The following is an 18,885-nucleotide window of genomic DNA, read 5'->3' on the forward strand; positions in this document are numbered from 1 at the left end:
ATGACCCATTCTTTATTTGAAACAATGACTCAATCACCCGCTTACGATGGCAAGCCTGCAATGCTGGTAGAGCTGACTAATGCGAGTGGTGTGCAAGTTGTGTTTATGGATATTGGTGCAACGTGGTTGAGTTGCCAAATACCTGTCGCAGGCGAAATGCGCGAAGTCTTGCTTGGCTTAAGCACTATGGAAGACTTCAAGCAGCATGGCAGCTTCTTAGGAGTAACGGTTGGTCGCTATGCAAACCGCATTGCAAACTCCCAATACTCTTGGCAAGGCCAAACTTATACGTTAGCGGCGAATCAAGGTGCGCATTGTTTGCATGGTGGTAAAGACGGTTGGAGTCATCGTCGCTGGCAAATCGTCAATCAAAGCAAACAGAAAGTTGAATTCTCAATTTTCTCTGCTGATGGTGATCAAGGATTTCCGGGTAATGCGACCGCATCGGTGACTTATGAGTTAACAGACGATAACCAGGTTGTGATTAGCTACAAAGCATCAACCGATAAAGCGACACCGCTGAATCTGACTAACCATGCTTATTTCAATTTACTTGGTGCAGAATCTGGCGCAGATATTCTAGAGCATAAACTGCAAGTTAATGCTGACTACTATCTGCCAACAACGTCTGAAGGTATCCCTCTGGGAGAACTTGCGAGCGTTGAAAGTACCAGTTTCGATTTCCGTACAGCGAAAGCGGTCAAGCAAGATCTATTAACAGATGAACAGCAGAAAAACTGCAAAGGTTATGACCACAGCTTCTTACTTGATGACAGCGGTAAAACGAGACAACCAGTCGCAACCGTTGAAGCGCCTGACGGTTCTCTGTCTATGCAGGTGTTGACCGATAAACCAGCGATTCAGTTTTATGGTGGCAACTTCTTAGAAGGAACGCCTAACCGAAAAGGTTCCACATACAAACAGTATCAAGGTCTTGCTTTAGAAACTCAGTATTTACCGGATTCACCGAATCATGCAGATTGGCCTCAGGAGAGTTGCATGACTCTTCCCGGCGAAGAATACGCTTTTACCACTGTGTATAAGTTCAACGTTTTGGCGAGCTAACCCGTAGGGGACATAGTGAACCCAAGGGCTGGGGGGATAAGGTTTACAGTTCTTGGGGGAAAGCGATTTTGCCCTCACTTCTGAAGAAGTGGGGGCTTTTTTTTCTTATTGAGGCGTGCTTTTGGACGGTGCTTTGTCTACAGAATCTCGGCGTACTAACGTTGGCGAGAAACACATTGGCTCTTGTTCCAACTCTTCATCTTTAGCCAGTTGCAGTGCGAGTTTTGCCGCCTTTTCTGCCATCATTTGAATAGGGTAGCGAATCGTTGTGAGGCGAGGGCGCACATAGCGTGCAATTAAACCGTCATCGAATCCGATAACCGAAACATCTTGTGGTGTCTTCACACCATTTTCTTCCAGTACCGAAAGTGCGCCTGCTGCCATATTGTCGTTGTAGGCAACAACACCGGTAATATCCAAAGACTTGGTCAGTAAGTTGGTCATGGCTTCTTCACCACCTTCACTGTCTGGAGAGGCGAGTTCCAAATAGCTTGCTGGTAGGGAAATGTTGTGTGCAGCGAGAGCGTCTTTATAGCCTTCAATGCGCTGATCAGCATCTTCAATGTGATGAGAAGAGCTGATACAAGCGATCTTTTCATGTCCGTGGCGGATCAGAAACTCAGTCGCTAAGTAAGCGCCTTTGTAGTTATCTAGAGAGATACAACGATCAGCGAGTTCTGGAATATGGCGGTTGATCAGTACCAACGCTTTGATCTCGTGAGCATAGGCAATCAGTTCTTCATCAGAAAGCGCTTTTGAGTGAATGACCAAAGCATCACAGCGACTGTTTATCAGCAGATCGATAGCTTGGCGCTCTTCTTCTGCTTCATGGTAACCATTACCTATCAGCAAGTGTTTACCCGCTTGATGAGCAACATTATCAACCGCTTTGACTAACGTACCAAAGAAAGGATCGGACACATCACTCACTAAAACACCAATTGTGTTTGTACTTTGGCTTACTAAAGCACGAGCAGCAGCATTCGGTCGGTAGCCAAGATCTTTCATCGCTTTCGTTACTGATTCGATCGAAGCTTTACTAGCTTTGGGAGATTTATTGATCACGCGTGAAACCGTTGCCACTGAAACGCCAGCTTCACGTGCTACGTCTTTTATGGTTGCCATGAGAGACCTCGCTACATAAGAAACGTTATTTAACAATGTGAGTGAAAATATGGCAACGAATCCGTTAAGTAATGTACAGATATGAGAGATTAAGCTTAGATTTGAGAAGGGATAACAGAGTGTGTAAACGTTTTTAGTAAACGTTCTCTCCTCCTATCCGAAAATAGAAGGAGGACAGAGATTTAACGGACGCTGGCAACTAGATCATCAATCAAATCGTGTTTCGATTGGCAAACGCCAGCAAGTCTTACATAGATAGGGTTATGGCGGTCATTGAGCAGTGGATGATGCCATCCAACAGTATGCTGAACGAAGTGTTTGGCAAAAGCTTCAGAGACTTCTAAACAACCACAAATAACGGTATCCACATAGCTTTGAACAATCGGACTTTTCTCGCAAGGCTGAAGATGTTGCTCGGTGACATACACCCAGATCGCTTTGTTTCTGTCGAACTCAATATCAGTTTCAATTTGATCAGGGTGAAGCGCAACGCGTTGGTAACCACTTTCACGGCGATCAAACTCAACCAGTGCCGCGTCATCAATTTCCAACAGCACACCGTTAACCTGACCTTCACCAGTGTTCACTACTAGTGGGGATATAGTGTAAGTGTCATCAATTTTCCCCCAAGAGCGAACTAGTCCGTGCGCAATCACTGGAATGGCGCTTCCGGTTTGTCCAGTTAGCTGTCTGGAGTGTGAATTCATTAGGCTTCCGTAGCCAAAAATATACATGTACTCGTCCTATTTGAATCTGTAACTGCGTTGACTGCATTCATTCACCCTAATCACTTACACTAATAACTTGGTTAGCTATGCTCATAGGGCTTCACTCATTTGTCGCCTTGCTACAAATCCAAATAGTTATAGTATCAATGGCTATTCGAATCTGTAGCGGTGTTTACGGCTTTCTTAAATTAATCAGTTTTAATTTTTCGAGAAAAACTGCAAGCGTTTGAGTATCCAAAACTCGACAGCGAATATGCCCACTAATCCGATGCAGAACATGGCAAAGGCAATAGGAGATTCGGTTCCCGGAATGCCTCCTACGTTAACACCTAATAGACCGGTTAAGAAACTGGTCGGTAAAAAAATCGCTGCAATCACAGAGAACAGATAAGTGTTCTGGTTCATTTTTTCGGCGTGATATTGGCGTAGTTCACCTTTAATAATGTCTAACTCACTGAGGAAAAAGTCGAGCGTTTCGTTAATGCGAGTAATGGTGTTCACACTGTGGCGCAAACGCATGTTTTTGAAGTTTGCCAAAGGTACGTCAGAAGACAAATAGTCATCAATCGCGTATTGCTGAGGTTTGATAAAGCGTTTGATTTTGAGCAGCGCTTTATGGGTGTCCATCAATTCATCACTCAGTTCTAACTCGCTGTCAAAGGCTTCAATTTTGTCTTCAACGGTATCGAGATAGTTATCGATGTTTTTGTTCAGGCCATCAATAATATTTAATACAAGATCAGCAAGCGTTTTGGGACCTTGGCCTTGGCGAAGAGATTCACGGATCGCATTGATCGTTTTGGATGGAATCTTGCGAGTAGAGATCAATGCACCTTGATAATACAGAATGCGAACACTGAGCATATCTGCTGGGTCGGCATTGTCGTTGAGATTGACGCCTCTTAGAATCAGCAAGAAATTTTGTTCGTCATATTGCTCAAACAAAGGGCGCGTATCTTCAGCTAACAAGCTGTCGACAATCGATGCGGGGATAGCGTTCTCTAGAAGCCACTCACGAACTCCCGGAACATCTCGTTGGCAATGATACCAATGATGAGCCTCTAGCGAGGTTGATTTATCCGTTGGTTGAGTTGCTTGCTGTCCTGAAAACTGCCAGTGATCGATTAAAAAATCCATAGTGATCCTTTTGAAGCATTTGTCTCTTTCAAATCGTGCTTTTTGAAAGCCTCTGTTTTGAAACTAGAGCTGAAAATGGCTTTGGTAAAGCTTATGTTTTTTATAAAAAGTAGCCCAAGATGATCTTGGGCTACGGGTGAGTGCGATTAGAAGCCGCGCATTTGAATGCGGCGCAGGAACTCAGTCATTACTCGGTCGTAAAGTAAGTCGCCCAAGAAAGCATCTTCAACATGATGGTCAATACTTGGGTTGTCGTTCACTTCGATCACATAGACTTGGCCGTCAATCTCTTTTAGGTCAACACCATACAATCCGCTACCGATAAGGTTGGCGGCTTTAACGGCGACATCCACCACATTTTTCGGTACTTGTTTTAAGTCTAGTGTTTCAAAACCACCAGACGAAACTCGGCCGCTATTGTGGTGTTGATAAATCTGCCAGTGGCCGCGACTCATCATATATTTACAGGCGAAGATAGGTTGGCGATTCATCACACCAATACGCCAGTCAAAATCAGTCGGCATAAAGGCTTGAGCCAAAATCAGTGCGCTCTTTTCAAATAGAGCGGAAGCCTCTTTTTCCAACTCTTCTTCCGTGCGCACTTTCACCACTCCACGAGAGAAAGCGCCATCTGGAATCTTCAATACCATTGGTAATTCGAGCTGCGAAAGCAGCTTCTCTTTCCAGTCACTGTCGAAGCTTTTTACAATCACACCTTTAGGAGCCGGAACGTTGTTGCGTTGTAATAGCTCAGTCAAAAATACCTTGTTAGTGCACTTCATGATTGACTCAGAATCGTCCATAACCACTAAACCCATCTTTTCAGCGGTTTTGGCAAAACGATAGGTGTAGTTACTGATGTTGGTGGTTGCACGGATGAACAAGCCGTCAAACTCGCCTAAACGTGATAGGTCGTCAGGTGAAATGGTCTCTAAGTTCATACCCAAACGGTTTGCTGCACGAACAAAGCGTTTCAGCGCTGAAGCATCTGAAGGAGGCATTTTCTCTTCAGGATCAACCAACATCGCCACATCGTAGCGGTATTTTTTCTCTTGTTTTGGTTTACGCCAAACCTTAGTAGAGAACATCTCCAGAGACTCAATAAAGAAGTCTTGCTCTTGATCTTCCAAATCTTGGAATGGGTATGGTGCAATTCGGTTAATCTGCCATTGCCCTTGGTACTTGTGCATTTTCAGTTCAATAACGGGCACCATGAACTGCTCGAACAGGCGACGAGCAAGCTTATCCAACCCCGGCTCTGGCGTGCGCCCGAAGTAGATTTTACAGTGAATAGAATCGGTGTTTTTGCACAGTTTATTGAGTTTTAATAAACCGGAAGAGAGCAGAAATGGCTGGTTGATGTCGTTAATTGCCATAACGCGCGGAATAACGCGATGTCCACGAGCTTCTGCCATCAATGAGCAGTAGTAGCCGTTGCTCATATAATCATAATCACGACACAAATTGACCACTTGAACGCTACGGAAGTTGTTTTTCCAGTCTGCATCAAGGTATTGGGCGACGCTGACAACTTGTTCTGAAGGGAAGTATTGTTGCCAGTCGCTTGCTTGGTCTGTCACGATTAAAAGGTTTGCCATATTATTTTGATTCCTATTGCTAGAGTCTATATACGCTAAAATTAGATTCCCGCATCACAGTAAACAGCTTTACTGCTCATCACTCCCAACGGTTCGATACGATTAAGTGTAGACAATCGTTCGAATTTTATTGTTCATTACCTAGCTGCATGCTTAGTTGCTTTGGGTGTATTATTGAGTTGCAATCTATTAGGGGCTGCTGACCTTTCAACATTGCATTTTGTTCGAGTTAAAAACGTTTTAATCGAGGCGTAAGTTAGGAAGCTTAGTCATTCTAAGAGACGAACTTACAACGAAGAGTAAAGCGTTTTTAACCGAACCCTTTGGGCAGTTTTTGTAAGCCCTTTCTACAGCGTTATCGCTTATTTATGTAGATGACTACATTGCATAAGCGCTGCCTTGTATAAAGAACTTACAAAATACTGCAAAAACAATCTTGAACGGCCAGCAGCCCCTACAACCATAAGGACATCGTATGGACTTTCGTCTTGCGAAAAGTGCTGATCTCTCTGCGCTTAATGCGTTAGAACAACAGCTATTTGAAGGAGATAAAATTTCTCCTCGTCAAATGAAGCGTTTTTTACACTCCAACCAAGCTGTCATTTTTGTGGCAGATTCTGGTGAGGAATTGGCTGGATATGCATTGCTACTATTTCATCAAGGTACACAGCTATCAAGGTTGTATTCAATTGCCGTTAAACCTGATTTCAGAGGACGGAGAATTGCTCAGAATTTGGTTGAGCAATGTGAGCGTGCAGCTCTTGATCAAGGTTCCACTACATTAAGGCTAGAAGTTCGCGAAGACAATACGGCAGCAATAAATTTATATGAAAAAATGGGCTATAAAACACTGAAAGTCCTGATTCATTATTACGATGATTTGTGCAACGGCCGCCGCTTACAGAAACGTCTTACACCGCACGGTCCGAAAGTGCAGTTACCTATGCCGTTGTATGTTCAAACCACGCCGTTTACTTGTGGTGCCGCCTGTTTGCTAATGAGTTTTTCTTATCTGGATAAAACCTTTGAACCGACACGAATTCAGGAGATGCAACTGTGGCGTGAAGCGACGACCATTTTCATGGCTGCTGGGCATGGTGGTTGTAGCGGACAAGGCTTAGCACTAGCTGCGACGCGACGCGGTTTTCATGTTGAGCTATGGAGCCAGTCTAAGAGCACTCCGTTCATTGATAGTGTACGTGATGCCAATAAGAAAGCGGTGATCGAGCTGGTTCATCAGGATTTTTGTCAGCAATTAGAAACACAAGATGTGACGACCATTGATGCACCGCCAAGCCAAGATCAGTTGGAAGAATGGGTAAGACAAGGTGCATGTGTACTGCTGCTTATCAGTACGTATCGCTTTGATGGAAAGAAGGAACCTCACTGGATTGTATTAAGTGGTATGAGTGAGAAGTTTTTCTTCTTCCATGATCCGCATGCTGAAGGCGAGGAACACGCGATTGCCTCAGCGTTTGTGCCACTGGGTAAAAAGGCGCTGTGTCAGATTTTAGGTTTTGGGAAGCAAAAACATACCGCGTGCGTAGTCATTACTCCTACAACGTCTTAATTCATTCGTCTTCTGCCTCTCTCGATTCTTTTGGAATCAGAGAGGCAGATTGTTTTCGTGACTATACGTATTGAGCCAAGTACGCTTGCGTTTGTTCCACCATACGCGCTTTTTCTTGGTCGGAAATAAAGCTCGCTTCAATCGCATTCAAAGTGAATTGCGCTAACTCTTGGTAAGTCATAGGGTGGGCATCCGCAACCGCGTTGAAGTTATCTGTCATGTAACCGCCAAAATACGCTGGGTCGTCAGAATTAATGGTGACACAAAGCCCCTGACGCAACAGTTGTACAATGTTGTGTTGCTCCATCTGCTGAAAAACTTTCAGTTTCAAGTTCGAAAGCGGGCATACCGTCAAAGGCATACGTGTTTGTTTAAGTTCTTCGACTAATGCTGCATCTTCAACACAACGCACACCGTGGTCGATGCGCTGTACGCCCAAAAGGTCGATAGCGTTGCGAATATTCAAAGCAGGACCTTCTTCACCAGCATGAGCGACCGTAATAAAACCTGCGTTTCTTGCTTTACGGAATACATTTTCAAACTTCTCAGGCGGGTGACCTTGCTCGGAGGAATCCAATCCAATACCAATTATTTTATCTTTAAATGGCAATGCCTTAAGCAAGGTTTCCATCGCAGCGGGTTCGCTCAGATGGCGTAAGAAACACATAATGATCTGACTAGAAATACCTAACTCTTGCTGTGCTTTATCCAGTGCACGGCTAATACCATTGATCACGGTTTCAAACGCGATGCCACGGTCGGTATGAGTTTGTGGGTCAAAGAAAATCTCAGTATGGATAACGTTGTCTTGCTTGCAACGAAGCATATAAGCCCAAGTCAGGTCAAAGAAGTCTTGTTCATGGATGAGAACATTCGCGCCCTGATAATAGATATCGAGAAAAGACTGAAGATTGGAAAATTGGTAGGCCGCGCGTACTTCTTCTGGAGAAGAGAAGGGAATGTCGATGTTGTTGCGTTTCGCTAGTTCAAACATCAACTCAGGCTCTAGAGAACCTTCAATGTGTAAATGAAGTTCGACTTTTGGCAATTGTTGGATAAATCGTTTCATATATGCTCTTAATCCTCATGTGATTAATCGCTTTTCATCTTGAGTGGTGTTTTACCTTTATTACCTTATAGGTATGTGAGGTAAATGGGGCCCATACAAAGAGAAAGCGATAACCTATTCGCTTAACTCTTCGTAATCAGAATTTTACGGATTCTGGTAGAGACCCCCACACCGTATCAGTGGGGTTATACGAAGCAACTTTTACTATTTTCAAATCTATAATCAGTAAGTTTTACTGTTAGATTTGAAAATAAGAAACTTTAAACAAATGATAACGCAATTATTTGTAATTGCCACTTTAAACAATAAGCAAAGATTCTGGTTTTACTTCTGATATAAAAACCAGATATAAAAAAAGCTCCCCTTGTTGGAGAGCTTCTTGAAGTGATTCTATTTAAGACAAAGCAAGAATTACGCTTGGGATAACGATGAATACTGAGAGTAAGTATCCTGCAACCACAGACTTACTTTTCACCGCCATGTCTGAAATGTAATCGGCGCCTTTCAACGGAATTTCGCGTAAGAACGGAACACCGTAAATCAAGATTGTCGCCAGTACGTTGAACGATAGGTGTACCAGAGCAATCTGTAGTGCAAACACTGCAAACTCACCTGAAACTGCTGTTGCAGCCAGCAGAGCTGTAATACAGGTACCGATGTTAGCACCAAGGGTAAATGGGTACACTTCGCGAACTTTTAGTACACCAGAACCTACAAGCGGAACCATCAAACTGGTGGTTGTTGAAGAAGACTGAACCAACACGGTCACAACAGTACCAGATGCAATGCCGTGTAGAGGGCCGCGACCAATAGCGTGTTGCAGAATGTCACGAGCACGACCAACCATTAAACTTTTCATCAGTTTGCCTATCACGGTAATCGCAACAAAGATGGTCGCAATACCAAGAACCACTAATGCAATACCACCAAACATATCACCAAGAATAGCCAATTGGTGCTTCAGAGCGCCCACTACAGGACTAGTGATTGGCTTAATAAAGTTGAGACCTTTCATGCTCATATCACCGCCAGCAAGGAATGGTGATACTAACCAGTGAGAAATTTTCTCTAGTAGACCGAACATGATCTCTAAAGGAAGGAAGATCAACACTGCGAGCAAGTTGAAAAAGTCGTGAATAGTTGCACTTGCAAATGCGCGTTTGAACTCTTCTTTGTTACGGATATGACCAAGGCTAACAATTGTATTGGTTACTGTTGTACCAATATTAGCGCCCATCACCATAGGAATTGCAGTTTCGATAGGTAAGCCACCGGCAACTAGACCTACGATGATAGAAGTTACTGTACTTGAAGATTGGATCAAGGCGGTCGCCACTAAGCCAATCATTAATCCTGCAACTGGGTGTGAAGCAAACTCAAAAAGCACTTTTGCTTGTTCAGCTGCAGCCCATTTAAAGCCATCTCCTACCATTGTTACGGCAAGTAATAGCAAATAAATCATGAAAGCCAAGTTTGTCCAGCGAAGCGTACGAGTCGTTGACGAAATCGGAGCTGCTGTTGAAGCTGCTTGGTTTATCATTGTTTTCTCCATTGACCTTAATTAACTACATTTGGTCTGTTGTTGAATCTGTCGGCGATAGTAGAACTCGAATATTTCAGTAATATGACAGTTATGTAATAAATCGATATTTTTGTTAATTAGATTCAATTTGGAGCATGTGAACTTTTAGATGTGTTTTTATCTATATGAATAATAAGAGTATTTCTATGTGTTTTGGATTTGATTAACAGTAGGTAAAATGCCATTTTTTTGTTCATCTATGAGCTAAACATGACGCAAAAGTCACAAAGTAAATAACTTATGTAGGAAAAAGTATAGTTAATCCTTATTTAGTTCGTTTTTTTCGAATTAATTGATTGGTGACGGGTGTTTGGTTTAACCTTACCGATTATTTGGCTATTGAGTCTCGGCAACTATGTCTCACTTAAACTATAACCACCTTTATTACTTTTGGATGGTCTGCAAGCAGGGGTCGGTGACCAAAGCGGCAGATGCCTTATTTCTCACGCCTCAAACGGTAACAGGTCAAATCAAAGCGTTTGAAGAGCGTATGGATGGGAAGCTGACCAAACGTAATGGCAGAAGTATTGAACCGACAGAGCTTGGGCAACTGGTGTTTAAGTATGCTGACCGAATGTTTGGTTTGAGTTATGAGATGCTGGATATCGTTAACTACAGCCAACGATCAAACGTGTTGTTTGACGTGGGAGTGGCTGATGCCCTTTCCAAAAGGTTGGTCAGTAAAATCTTGATGACTACGATTCCTGAAGACAACAGTATCCATTTACGCTGTTTTGAGTCTACCCACGAGCTTCTGCTTGAGCAGTTGTCCCAACATAAACTGGATATGATTCTTTCTGACTGTCCTGTTGATTCGAGCCAAAGTCCAGGTTTGTTTAGTAAAAAACTCGGCGAAAGCCATATGGGATTCTTTGCCCGTAATCATCTTGGCAAAGTTTCATTCCCCGCGGTTTTAGAAGAACGTAAGTTGTTGATGCCGGGAAGTCGTACGTCGATGGGAAGAAAAGTCCGTCAGTGGTTTGATCACCAAGGTATTCAACCAAATATTCTTGGCGAGTTTGATGATTCAGCTCTAATGAAGGCATTTGCCCGATATCACCCAGAAGCGATTTTTTTAGCACCGCTGCTTTATGTCACCGAAGTTGCGGATGATTCTTCGCTGCAACTGATCGCGCCAATCGAAGAGGTGAAGGAAGAGTATTACGTTATCTTTGCTGAGCGGATGATTCAGCATCCTGCAGTAAAAAATATTTGTGACGCAGATTTTACTAAATTGTTTGAATGAGACTTTTGTCATTATTTACAGTTGGATTAACTTCACACAATTTGATAAAAAGAACAATTATTACACAGGGCTAATTAATTCGAGCAGTAATAAAAGCGCAACTTATGAATCAATAAGAATTCAGATGCGTCGCAGAAATAAAATTAACCGATATTACCAAAACACTTTACCCCGCTAATATGCCGCATAACTAGTTGAATTAGTTAATCATGTCGACTTAAAGAGCGTTTAGAAGTTGTTCCTAGGGGACTTATTCATGAATTTACAAGAAATGGAAAAAAACTCCGCTCAAGCTGTTGTTTTGCTTAAAGCAATGGCAAATGAAAGGCGTTTACAAATTCTTTGCTTGCTTCACAACCAAGAGTTGTCGGTTGGTGAATTATGCGGAAAACTCGAACTAAGCCAATCAGCGCTTTCACAACATTTAGCATGGTTGAGACGCGATGGGCTAGTAAACACGCGTAAATCGGCTCAAACTGTCTTTTATACGTTAAGTAGTGATGATGTGAAAAAGATGATTGAGTTGCTTCACAACTTGTATTGTGAGTAATCTATTCAGAAAATGAGTTAAAGCAGAAAATAAAAAAACCGGCAAAAGCCGGTTTTTTTCATCGCTGATAATTCAAGCCAGAATTATAGAGCTTTGATAGCTGCAGCGAAGCGAGACTTATGACGAGCTGCTTTATTCTTGTGAATAAGGCCTTTAGTCGCCATGCGGTCTAGGATTGGTGTAACTACAGCGAAAGCAGCAGTTGCAGTTTCTTTGTCGCCTGCTTGGATAGCAGCAACAGTTTTCTTCATGTAAGTGCGCATCATAGAACGACGGCTAGCATTGTGCTGGCGACGTTTCTCAGCTTGGATAGCGCGCTTCTTAGCAGATTTACTATTTGCCAAGGGTCTAACTCCCAAAAACTTTTCGTTAGGTAACATTTTAAGGGCGAGGAATATCCCCTATTTGCTCTAAAATGTCAAATGATTTGTGCAAAAACCCAACTGCACCAAACAAGTTTGGTATAAAAAGGTCTTCGCGGTTAAGATGGCGTGGATTCTAACAGTATTTTTTTTTCAATGCTAATACTTATCTGCTCTCTGAATGACATTCTTTGCATTCAGTGTGCGACTATGTTGTTTTAGCTTGTTTTTCGAGGTTATCGTGAGCAAACGCTTACTCAAGTCTGGCATGATTGTCAGTGCCATGACACTTATCTCCCGCGTGCTGGGATTAGTGCGTGATATCGTTGTTGCAAATCTTATGGGAGCAGGCGCGAGCGCGGATGTGTTCTTCTTTGCCAACCGTATTCCCAATTTTTTACGCCGTCTGTTTGCTGAAGGTGCTTTTTCTCAAGCTTTTGTTCCGGTGTTAACTGAGTATCATGCTTCTGGTGATATAAACAAAACTCGAGACCTGATTGCTAAAGCGTCGGGAACTTTAGGGGTACTAGTCTCTATTGTAACAGTGCTGGGTATTGTGTTCTCTGGTGTTGTTACTGCACTGTTTGGTGCTGGTTGGTTTCTAGACTGGCTAAATGATGGGCCCGCAGCGCCAAAATTCGAACTGGCAAGCCTGCTTCTCAAGATCACCTTTCCTTATTTATGGTTCATTACTTTTGTTGCTTTGTCGGGCGCGATATTAAACACCCTCGGTAAGTTCGCGGTTTCTTCGTTTACGCCCGTGTTCCTAAACGTAATGATGATTTTATCCGCTTGGTATATTTCGCCAAATTTAGAACAACCAGAAATTGGTTTAGCAATAGGTGTATTTTTAGGTGGTTTAGTTCAGTTTTTATTCCAACTGCCATTTTTGATCAAAGCTGGAGCCTTAGTTAAACCAAAATGGGGATGGAAAGATCCTGGAGTGGTCAAAATTCGCACTTTGATGATACCGGCTTTGTTTGGTGTGTCAGTGAGCCAAATTAACCTTCTATTTGATTCCTTTGTCGCTAGTTTCTTGCAAACGGGTTCTATCAGTTGGCTTTATTACTCTGATCGCTTACTGGAATTCCCGTTAGGTTTGTTCGGTATTGCGATTGCAACTGTTATTCTGCCGGCACTTTCACGCAAACACGTTGATGCGCACAGTGAAGGCTTTTCTCAGACCATGGACTGGGGCGTGCGCATGGTCACTCTGCTAGGTGTACCTGCCATGCTGGGTTTGATGGTGTTGGCGAAACCAATGCTGATGGTACTTTTCATGCGTGGAGAGTTTTCAGCTAATGACGTTGACCAAGCTTCGATGTCTCTGCTGGCTTATGCTGCCGGTCTGCTGAACTTTATGCTGATCAAGGTACTCGCTCCGGGGTATTACTCGCGCCAAGATACTAAGACGCCCGTTCGCTACGGCATTATCGCCATGGTAAGTAACATGGTGTTTAACGCCATCTTTGCTTGGTTCTATGGCTTCGTAGGTTTGGCTGCGGCAACGGCATTATCTGCTTTCATTAATATGGCTTTGCTTTATAACGGTTTGCATCAGCAAGGTGTTTACAAGCTTTCACGTAAAACAGTGCTGTTTTTTGCTCGCTTGATCGTTGCTGGTGGAGCAATGGTTGCCGCTATTTTATGGCAACTGGAAGAGATGTCTGTTTGGTTGGAATGGAGCTTCCATCATCGCGCATTAATGCTGGCTGCGCTGATTGCTTTAGGTGCAATTGTTTATTTGTTCACCGCATTGATTCTAGGCTTACGCTTAAAGGATTTAAAAGCGGCGACAGAATAATGTTAATTAGGGTATAATCCGCCAGTTTCGCGCCAATATAACTGAGAACTATAGGTTTTAAACGTATTCCAATGGAATTAATACGCGGTATTCATAATATCAAAGCACAACACAATGGTTGTGTGTTGACGATTGGTAATTTTGACGGTGTTCACTTAGGACATCAGCAAGTTCTGCAGAAAGTCTCTGAACAAGCCAAAAAGCTGAATTTACCTTCAGTCGTAATGACATTTGAACCGCAGCCTATGGAGCTTTTCTTAAAAGACAAAGCACCAGCTCGGTTAACTCGTTTGAGAGATAAGTTTGTTCAACTGAGTAAACTGGATATTGACCGACTGTTGTGTGTGAATTTCAACCATCATTTTGCCAGTCTAAACGCGGACAGTTTTATCCATGACTTGTTGGTAAAACGTTTGGGTGTTAAGTTTCTGGTTGTTGGCGACGATTTTTGTTTTGGCCGAGAGCGCAAAGGCAATTTTGCTATGCTAAAAGAAGCTGGGCAAAAATATGGGTTTGAAGTCGTTAGCACGGAAAGTTTCTGCTTAGAAGAGCTTAGAGTGAGTAGTACGGCGATTCGAGAATCGTTGGCCGAAAACGATCTGACGGGAACGTCAGAGATGCTGGGAAGAAACTATAGTATTAGCGGCCGAGTTTCCCATGGCCGAAAACTTGGTCGTACTATCGGATTTCCTACGGCAAATATTCCACTAAAACGCTGTGTTTCACCTGTGTCTGGTGTGTATGTTGTCGAAGCTTATGGGCTTGGTGAACAACCTATTGGTGGTGTGGCGAATATTGGCCAACGACCAACAGTAAATGGTGTTCGTCAGCAGCTAGAAGTGCACTTATTTGACTTCCAAGGTAATTTGTATGGAAAGCAGTTAGAAGTAGCACTTTTGCATAAGCTAAGAGATGAAAAGAAGTTTGAGTCGTTTGATGCGCTTAAACAACAAATAGAATTGGATGCTGAAGCGGCTAGGGTGTGGTTGCTTCAGTTTAAGAATTAACCAGTTGATTCCACTGGTTAAAATAATGTCTAACTTCGCCCAATATAACGGAATTAAGAATCGATGAGTGACTATAAAAATACCCTGAACTTACCAGAGACAGGGTTCCCAATGCGCGGTGATCTGGCCAAACGTGAGCCAGCAATGTTAGAGCGTTGGTACCAAGAAGATCTATACGGTGAAATCCGTAAAGCTAAAAAAGGCAAAAAATCTTTCATCCTGCATGATGGCCCTCCATATGCCAACGGTGATATTCATATTGGTCACGCACTTAATAAGATTCTTAAAGACATTATTATTAAATCTAAAACGCTTTCTGGTTTTGACTCACCATATATTCCAGGTTGGGACTGTCACGGCCTACCAATTGAATTAATGGTCGAAAAGAAAGTGGGCAAACCAGGACAAAAAGTGACTGCTGCAGAGTTCCGTGAAAAATGTCGCGAATACGCTGCGGGTCAAGTTGAAGGCCAAAAAGAAGGCTTCAAACGTCTTGGTATTCTTGGTGAGTGGGACAAGCCTTACCGCACTATGGATTTTGCAACTGAAGCAAACATCATCCGTGCGCTAGGTAAAATTGCCGATAACGGCCACTTACTGAAAGGTTTCAAACCTGTTCACTGGTGTACGGATTGTGGTTCAGCACTAGCCGAAGCAGAAGTTGAGTACAAAGACAAAGTTTCTCCATCTATCGATGTTCGATTCAAAGCAGCTGATGAAGCGGCACTACTATCTAAGTTTGATCTGAAATCTGATCATGCTGGTGACGGTGATGTTTCAATCGTAATCTGGACAACAACACCATGGACGCTTCCAGCGAACCGTGCAGTGTGTCTGCGTGACGATCTTGAGTACGTTCTAATCCAAATTGAAGCTAATTCTGAAAAAGAACAGCAGCCTGAACGTATTATTGTTGCTTCTGAACTTGCTAAAGAAGTAATGGATCGTGCAGGTATCGAACATTTCCATAATCTAGGTTTTGCGAAAGGCAGTGACTTAGAACTGGCTCAGTTCCAACACCCATTCTATGACTTCACTGTTCCTGCGATCCTTGGTGATCACGTTACAACTGATTCAGGTACTGGTGTGGTTCACACAGCACCTGGACACGGTCAAGAAGACTTTGCAGTTGGTCAGAAATACGGTCTAGAAGTGGCGAACCCAGTAGGCTCAAACGGTGTATACCTTCCTGATACTGAGTTCTTTGCTGGTCAACACGTATTTAAAGCAAACGATGCTGTTGTTGAGTTGCTAAAAGAGAAAGGCGCTTTACTGCACCATCACGCTTATGAGCACAGCTACCCACACTGCTGGCGTCATAAAACTCCAATCATTTTCCGTGCGACCCCACAATGGTTCGTTTCAATGGATCAAGCAGGTCTTCGTGCACAAGCTCTGAAATCAATCAAGAGCGTGCAATGGATGCCTGAATGGGGTCAAAGCCGTATTGAAGGCATGATCGAAGGTCGTCCAGAGTGGTGTGTATCTCGTCAACGTACTTGGGGTGTGCCAATTGCTCTGTTCGTTCATAAAGAAACCTCTGAACTGCATCCAAACAGCCCTGAACTGATTGAAAACGTTGCGAAGCTTGTTGAAGAGAAAGGCATTCAAGCATGGTGGGACGTTGAACCTGCTGAACTGCTTGGTGCGGACGCTGAGAAATACGAGAAAGTATTAGACACATTAGACGTATGGTTCGACTCTGGTGTTACTCACTACGCAGTGGTTGATAACCGTGAAGAGTTCAACGGTGCGGAAGCAGACATGTACCTAGAAGGTTCTGACCAACACCGTGGCTGGTTCCAGTCTTCTCTTATTTCATCAATCGCGATGAAAGGCAAAGCACCGTACAAAGAAGTATTGACTCACGGTTTCGTGGTTGATGGTCAAGGCCGTAAGATGTCTAAATCTATCGGTAACGTGGTTGCTCCAAAAGATGTGACCAATAGACTTGGCGCAGACATTCTTCGTCTGTGGGTTGCTTCAACCGACTACACCGGTGAAGTTGCGGTTTCTGATGAAATTCTGAAACGTAGTGCAGACTCATACCGTCGTATTCGTAACACGGCTCGTTTCTTCCTAGCTAACCTAAACGGCTTCAATCCAGCAACGGATATGGTTGCTGCGGAAGACATGGTTGCTCTGGATCGTTGGGCTGTGGCGCGTGCCTTTGCTGCACAACAAGAAATTGTGAAAGCCTATGATGAGTACAACACTCACGCGGTTGTTCAACGCCTAATGCATTTCTGTTCTGTAGAAATGGGTTCTTTCTACCTAGACGTGATTAAAGACCGTCAGTACACAGCGAAGAAAGGCGGCCACGCTCAACGTAGCTGTCAAACAGCGCTTTACTACATCGTAGAAGCTTTGGTTCGTTGGATGGCGCCAATCATGTCGTTCACATCGGATGAAATCTGGAACGAAATGCCAGCTAAGCAACAAAACGGTGAAGAGCGCAGCAAGTTTGTGTTCACTGGCGAATGGTACCAAGGTCTGTTTGGTCTTGCTGAAGGCGAAGAGCTTAACAACGAGTTCTGGACTGAAATCCAAGAGATTCGCGGTGCGGTGAACAAACTGCTTGAAAATGCACGTAACGAGAAAACCATCGGTGGTTCACTGCAAGCTGAAGTGACTCTGTTTGCTGATGACGCACTAGCAGTGAAACTCAACAAGCTTGAAGATGAACTTCGCTTTGTACTACTGACTTCTAAAGCTGCGGTTAAACCAGTATCTGAGAAGACAGAAGCTGCACATGAAACTGAGATCGAAGGTTTGTTCGTTCAAGTTAGCAAAACTGAAGCAGAGAAGTGTGACCGTTGTTGGCACCATACTGCAGACGTTGGCACTATTGCTGGTCACGAGAAAATTTGCGGTCGTTGTGTGTCGAACGTTGACGGCGAAGGCGAAGTTCGTAAATTCGCATAACCAAAGGCGTTTACATGACACAACAAACATTAACGCTGAAACAATCAGGAGTGCGCTGGCTATGGCTGGCCCTCTTGGTGTTTGTAGCAGACATCGGCATTAAATTAGTTGTGATGAATAGCATGGGCTATGGTTGGGAAAATCGTATTGAGATTCTACCTTTCTTCAACCTGCTATATGTTCATAACTATGGCGCGGCTTTTAGCTTTTTGAGCGATCAAGCGGGCTGGCAGCGTTGGTTCTTTACTGCAATTGCATTTGTTGTAACAGGTCTACTCGCATTTTGGATGAGACGTTTACCTGCTAGTGATAAATGGAATAACATCGCTTATGCGCTGATTATTGGTGGCGCTGTGGGTAACGTGTTTGACCGCGTTGTTCACGGATTTGTTGTTGATTATCTTGATTTTTACTGGGGTAATTACCACTGGCCGGCCTTCAATTTAGCTGATAGCGCAATTTGTATTGGTGCTGCGATGATTATCTTAGATAGTTTCCGTAGCAGTAAAAAAGCGGCGTAAGTTCTATCAAAGCCTAATAACCCTAAGCGCTGTCCGTTGATTCGGAGAGCGCTTTTTGTTAGAAGAACAGCCAATATTTTAAATTCTAAGAAAAGAAATAAACGAGACGAAAAAGATCTCGAACAATCTAAAGGAAGCCCAACGTGACAACAATTAATCAGAACTCTGCTGTAACTCTGCATTTTACTATCAAATTAAAAGATGGTTCTGTGGCCGACAGTACACATAATTTAGGCAAGCCAGCTAAGTTTGTGATTGGCGATGGCAGCCTGAGTGAAAACTTTGAAAAATGCCTTATCGGAATGACTGCGGGACAAAGCCAAGCGATCGAATTGATTGCTGAAGATGCTTTTGGACAGCCAAACCCAGATAACATCCACCATATGGACCGAGCGAAATTTATCGGTGAAACTGAGGTGGAGGTGGGTACCATTATGGCGTTTAGTGGTCCTGACGGTATGGAAATTCCGGGGATCATTACCGAGATTGTCGGTGATTCCGTGACGGTGGATTTTAACCACCCGCTAGCCGGACAAGATGTTATCTTTGATGTCGAAATCTTGTCTGTCGAATAACTGATTACTTATTAATACATC

Annotated in this window: 16 protein-coding genes and 1 riboswitch; of the genes, 9 read left to right on the plus strand and 7 right to left on the minus strand. The window is 43.4% G+C overall.

All coding sequences use genetic code 11. The annotated features are described in order from the left end of the window. Window positions 1-1,065, plus strand: a complete 1,065-nt coding sequence (galM, locus tag ACRQQK_RS16365) for a galactose-1-epimerase (RefSeq protein ID WP_457513123.1) — start codon at window positions 1-3, stop codon at window positions 1,063-1,065. A gap of 105 nt (window positions 1,066-1,170) precedes the next feature. Here the strand turns inward: galM and ACRQQK_RS16370 are convergent, their stop codons facing one another. The 4 genes from ACRQQK_RS16370 to ACRQQK_RS16385 all read right to left on the minus strand — a co-directional run bounded on the left by ACRQQK_RS16370 (window position 1,171) and on the right by ACRQQK_RS16385 (window position 5,653). Further along, complete coding sequence (locus ACRQQK_RS16370) at window positions 1,171-2,190, minus strand: substrate-binding domain-containing protein (protein ID WP_457513125.1); 1,020 nt, start codon at window positions 2,188-2,190, stop codon at window positions 1,171-1,173. Between the two features lie 182 nt (window positions 2,191-2,372). Continuing rightward, window positions 2,373-2,924: a gamma-glutamylcyclotransferase family protein gene (locus ACRQQK_RS16375; protein WP_457513127.1), complete on the minus strand. Its 552-nt coding sequence runs from the start codon at window positions 2,922-2,924 to the stop codon at window positions 2,373-2,375. Between the two features lie 192 nt (window positions 2,925-3,116). Beyond that, window positions 3,117-4,055: a zinc transporter ZntB gene (locus ACRQQK_RS16380; protein WP_457513129.1), complete on the minus strand. Its 939-nt coding sequence runs from the start codon at window positions 4,053-4,055 to the stop codon at window positions 3,117-3,119. A gap of 146 nt (window positions 4,056-4,201) precedes the next feature. Further along, complete coding sequence (locus ACRQQK_RS16385; RefSeq protein ID WP_457513131.1) at window positions 4,202-5,653, minus strand: RimK family protein; 1,452 nt, start codon at window positions 5,651-5,653, stop codon at window positions 4,202-4,204. 475 nt (window positions 5,654-6,128) lie between these two features. Between ACRQQK_RS16385 and ACRQQK_RS16390 the strand changes: the two genes are divergently transcribed. Beyond that, window positions 6,129-7,223 (plus strand): GNAT family N-acetyltransferase/peptidase C39 family protein, encoded by a 1,095-nt coding sequence (locus tag ACRQQK_RS16390; RefSeq protein ID WP_457513133.1) that lies wholly within the window; start codon window positions 6,129-6,131, stop codon window positions 7,221-7,223. 61 nt (window positions 7,224-7,284) lie between these two features. Here the strand turns inward: ACRQQK_RS16390 and ACRQQK_RS16395 are convergent, their stop codons facing one another. Together ACRQQK_RS16395 and ACRQQK_RS16400 are read right to left on the minus strand one after the other, a co-directional pair. After that, window positions 7,285-8,292, minus strand: coding sequence for an adenosine deaminase (locus ACRQQK_RS16395; RefSeq protein ID WP_457513135.1), 1,008 nt, complete (start codon window positions 8,290-8,292; stop codon window positions 7,285-7,287). A 113-nt stretch (window positions 8,293-8,405) separates the two neighbouring features. Beyond that, window positions 8,406-8,505: riboswitch (purine riboswitch) on the minus strand. A 181-nt stretch (window positions 8,506-8,686) separates the two neighbouring features. Further along, window positions 8,687-9,832, minus strand: coding sequence for a Na/Pi symporter (locus tag ACRQQK_RS16400; protein ID WP_457513137.1), 1,146 nt, complete (start codon window positions 9,830-9,832; stop codon window positions 8,687-8,689). 397 nt (window positions 9,833-10,229) lie between these two features. Between ACRQQK_RS16400 and nhaR the strand changes: the two genes are divergently transcribed. Beyond that, the gene (nhaR, locus tag ACRQQK_RS16405; RefSeq protein ID WP_167410845.1) at window positions 10,230-11,120 is read left to right on the plus strand and encodes a transcriptional activator NhaR; all 891 of its coding nucleotides are present in this window, start codon (window positions 10,230-10,232) and stop codon (window positions 11,118-11,120) included. Between the two features lie 256 nt (window positions 11,121-11,376). Continuing rightward, window positions 11,377-11,670: an ArsR/SmtB family transcription factor gene (locus tag ACRQQK_RS16410; RefSeq protein ID WP_167410844.1), complete on the plus strand. Its 294-nt coding sequence runs from the start codon at window positions 11,377-11,379 to the stop codon at window positions 11,668-11,670. Window positions 11,671-11,753: 83 nt separating this feature from the next. Here the strand turns inward: ACRQQK_RS16410 and rpsT are convergent, their stop codons facing one another. Next, window positions 11,754-12,014: a 30S ribosomal protein S20 gene (gene rpsT / locus ACRQQK_RS16415; protein WP_042484294.1), complete on the minus strand. Its 261-nt coding sequence runs from the start codon at window positions 12,012-12,014 to the stop codon at window positions 11,754-11,756. A 259-nt stretch (window positions 12,015-12,273) separates the two neighbouring features. Here rpsT and murJ point away from each other — a divergent pair, with 259 nt between their 5' ends. The 5 genes from murJ to fkpB all read left to right on the plus strand — a co-directional run bounded on the left by murJ (window position 12,274) and on the right by fkpB (window position 18,864). Next, the gene (murJ, locus tag ACRQQK_RS16420) at window positions 12,274-13,836 is read left to right on the plus strand and encodes a murein biosynthesis integral membrane protein MurJ (RefSeq protein WP_457513140.1); all 1,563 of its coding nucleotides are present in this window, start codon (window positions 12,274-12,276) and stop codon (window positions 13,834-13,836) included. 71 nt (window positions 13,837-13,907) lie between these two features. After that, the gene (ribF, locus tag ACRQQK_RS16425; protein WP_457513142.1) at window positions 13,908-14,843 is read left to right on the plus strand and encodes a bifunctional riboflavin kinase/FAD synthetase; all 936 of its coding nucleotides are present in this window, start codon (window positions 13,908-13,910) and stop codon (window positions 14,841-14,843) included. Between the two features lie 63 nt (window positions 14,844-14,906). Beyond that, window positions 14,907-17,768, plus strand: coding sequence for an isoleucine--tRNA ligase (gene ileS, locus ACRQQK_RS16430; RefSeq protein ID WP_457513143.1), 2,862 nt, complete (start codon window positions 14,907-14,909; stop codon window positions 17,766-17,768). A 14-nt stretch (window positions 17,769-17,782) separates the two neighbouring features. Then, window positions 17,783-18,289, plus strand: coding sequence for a signal peptidase II (gene lspA, locus ACRQQK_RS16435; protein ID WP_457513145.1), 507 nt, complete (start codon window positions 17,783-17,785; stop codon window positions 18,287-18,289). A 143-nt stretch (window positions 18,290-18,432) separates the two neighbouring features. Then, window positions 18,433-18,864 (plus strand): FKBP-type peptidyl-prolyl cis-trans isomerase, encoded by a 432-nt coding sequence (gene fkpB / locus ACRQQK_RS16440; protein ID WP_042484279.1) that lies wholly within the window; start codon window positions 18,433-18,435, stop codon window positions 18,862-18,864. The last annotated feature ends 21 nt before the right edge of the window (window positions 18,865-18,885 follow it).

The sequence above is a fragment of the Vibrio sp. C8 genome (genome assembly GCF_054051265.1).